The sequence below is a fragment of the Epilithonimonas hominis genome (assembly GCF_003730015.1).
Taxonomy (GTDB): domain Bacteria; phylum Bacteroidota; class Bacteroidia; order Flavobacteriales; family Weeksellaceae; genus Epilithonimonas; species Epilithonimonas hominis.
The window spans coordinates 1-2,402 of the sequence record NZ_RJTU01000033.1 but is presented as its reverse complement, the minus strand read 5'-3'; the positions used below and the strand labels follow the sequence as shown (position 1 = coordinate 2,402).

Here is a 2,402-nt window from a genome sequence, read left to right as displayed (position 1 = left end):
TTATCCCGAACTCAGGTTAATTAAATATCCTTTGTCGGTGTTAGAACATTTTCCATTCAATACGACGAAATTGTTATCTGGAACTTTATGGGTTTTTGATAAGTCAATTTCCTCAATAAAATCAGAGTTTGCTTTGCTCAAATTAATTCCTTCGTTATTTGTAGTGTTAACTTGCTCACTGGTTGCTCTAATTGAAGCAGTAACCCATTTGAAGAAATCTTTGTATGAATTTACGTTGGTATTATTGAACAATAGTACCTGATCAGTCAGTTTACCTAACAAATTGTAATTAGTATTATCGCCAATGGAAACGGCAACCAAATTACATTTTCCTTTGTAATGGTTTGCCCATTTCTGAATTTCGTTTTCAGGATTATCAGTTGGAATTCCGTCAGTAAATAAAAATACTATTGGCTTCCAATCACCTTTCTTTTCATAAGTTGTTTTAACAAGATCTTTATCTATTGAATTCATCAACTCCGTTAGTCCTTTTGATAGGGATGTTCCACTACCAATTGGAATTTTTGGAGGATAAAATGTGATAATATCCTGTAATGGTGTTATAACCTGACTTTTTCCCGCAAAACCGATAATGGAAATCCAAACAGTTTCCAGGGCATAAGGATCAGTTTTTAGTTCTTTTATAATTGTGGCGATTCCTTCCTGTACCTGTTCGATTGGTTCGCCAACCATAGATTCTGAAACATCTATGAGGAAGTAAATTGGTAGTCTTCTCATGATTTATTGTTTTGGATTTTTACCATTAAAAATTGGGAGTTATAATATTGTTAATCCATGGTGCTTTATACAATAATATTTAATTCACTTGGAGGTGGAGGCAAGGTAACCGATTCACCAGTTCCTTGTGACTTACTACCTAATTCAATTGACGAACTTACCCATTTGAAAAAAGTAGTTAAAGTATTACTATCTGTAGTATCTAATTTCACAACATCATCTGTTAACTCCTGTAAAAATGAAACTTCTGCTTTAGGACCTGCGGCACAACCAACTATTACTCCAAAATCCAGGGCTTTTATTTTAGGTATGTATTCACGATACATTTGTAAATCAGAAGGTTTACCATCTGTAAAAACAAAAAGCAAAGGTTTCCAGTCGCCTTTGCGCTCTGGAGAACCTTTTATTAATTCTGTTTTCACAAGATTATGAACCATTTCTAAAGCGTGACCAGTGTGGGTAGGTCCACTTTCTGGACATGTAATTTCTACAGGTTGATAACTTGCTAAATCAACTAGGGGAACCAGATTGGTGACATTTCTATCAAATGTAATTACACTGACATGCAAGGAATCCATTGCTTGTGGATCAGTTCGTAACATGCTGATTAAGCCATTGAAGCCATTGTTCAATGCTTCAATTGCTTCACCTTTCATGGATCCAGAAGTATCTAAAAGAAAGTATGCTAATAATCTTCTGTTCATAATTAAGAAACTATTATTAGTTCAGATGGAGGTGGAGGCAACTGATCCATTTTGTTTAAATCAATGCCTGACTCTTCAACTTTTGTAGATGTAGTTGAAATGGACGCAGTAACCCATTGGAAAAATTTTGCAATGCTGTCTGAATCCGCACTGTCTAACCGCACAACGGATTCTGTAATTTGTTTTAAGATTGAATCATCAGCACCGCTTCCTGCTGCACAGCCCACAATTAATCCTTTATTTACAGATTTCAGTCGTGAAAGTCCGGATTGCCAATCATCTGTCGGGATGCCATCAGTCATAATGAAGGTCATCGGTTTCCAGTCTCCTTTCTGCTCCATTGTAGTTTTAGTTATTTCACTTTCCATTTTATCTGCCAATAAACTTAAAGCAGAGCCTAAGGATGTAACACCTTGAGCCTTGATCTCAGGAACTTGAAATGACGCTAAATCAGTTAGTGGTACAACTTGACGAGCATCGGTATCAAACGTTATAATGCTCACATAAGCCGTTTCAATTGCTTGTGGGTTTTGTCTTAAAGAATGCATCATCATTTGAACGCCATTCTTAACGGCCTCTATTGGTTCGCCAGTCATAGAGCCGGAGGTGTCTAACAATAGATATACTGGTAATCTTCTCATAATTATTGGTAAGTATAATTTTTTAAAATATCAACAAAGTTGTCGGTGTTATGTGGTTCTCCGATTGCTCTGAATTTCCACTCTCCATTATGTCTGTAAACTTCTGAAAATACCATTGAGCATTTTCCATTCATTGTAGCATCGCCCGACAAACTGTATTTTGCAATTTCTTTGCCTCGGGCATCTACCGCACGGATAAAAGCATTTTCCACCATTCCGAAATGTTGATTGTTCTGGCGACCTTGATAGATAGTCTCTCCTTAAACCACCTATAATCTACTGATTATTAGTATTTTGGGTTTAAAATAGCTTGTTTTTT

4 protein-coding genes are annotated in these 2,402 nt (G+C 36.1%); all 4 read right to left on the bottom strand.

Annotated elements, in window-relative coordinates; all coding sequences use genetic code 11:
• Entirely contained in the window at nucleotides 1-738 is a 738-nt protein-coding gene (locus EGH73_RS04500) for a vWA domain-containing protein (protein WP_123280867.1), read from the bottom strand.
• Between the two features lie 65 nt (nucleotides 739-803).
• A complete protein-coding gene (locus EGH73_RS04495) occupies nucleotides 804-1,442 on the bottom strand; it encodes a vWA domain-containing protein (RefSeq protein ID WP_123280866.1) in 639 nt (212 codons plus the stop codon).
• 2 nt (nucleotides 1,443-1,444) lie between these two features.
• Nucleotides 1,445-2,083, bottom strand: a complete 639-nt coding sequence (locus EGH73_RS04490) for a vWA domain-containing protein (RefSeq protein WP_089770483.1) — start codon at nucleotides 2,081-2,083, stop codon at nucleotides 1,445-1,447.
• Nucleotides 2,084-2,085: 2 nt separating this feature from the next.
• On the bottom strand, nucleotides 2,086-2,334 hold the full coding sequence (locus tag EGH73_RS04485; protein WP_262605584.1) for a TerD family protein: 249 nt from the start codon (nucleotides 2,332-2,334) through the stop codon (nucleotides 2,086-2,088).
• Nucleotides 2,335-2,402: the final 68 nt, after the last annotated feature.

Excerpts from the sequence above, each read along its gene's own strand:
- EGH73_RS04500 (WP_123280867.1), bottom strand. The coding sequence starts at position 738 with ATGAGAAGACTACCAATTTACTTCCTCATAGATGTTTCAGAATCTATG.
- EGH73_RS04495 (WP_123280866.1), bottom strand. The coding sequence starts at position 1,442 with ATGAACAGAAGATTATTAGCATACTTTCTTTTAGATACTTCTGGATCC.
- EGH73_RS04490 (WP_089770483.1), bottom strand. The coding sequence starts at position 2,083 with ATGAGAAGATTACCAGTATATCTATTGTTAGACACCTCCGGCTCTATG.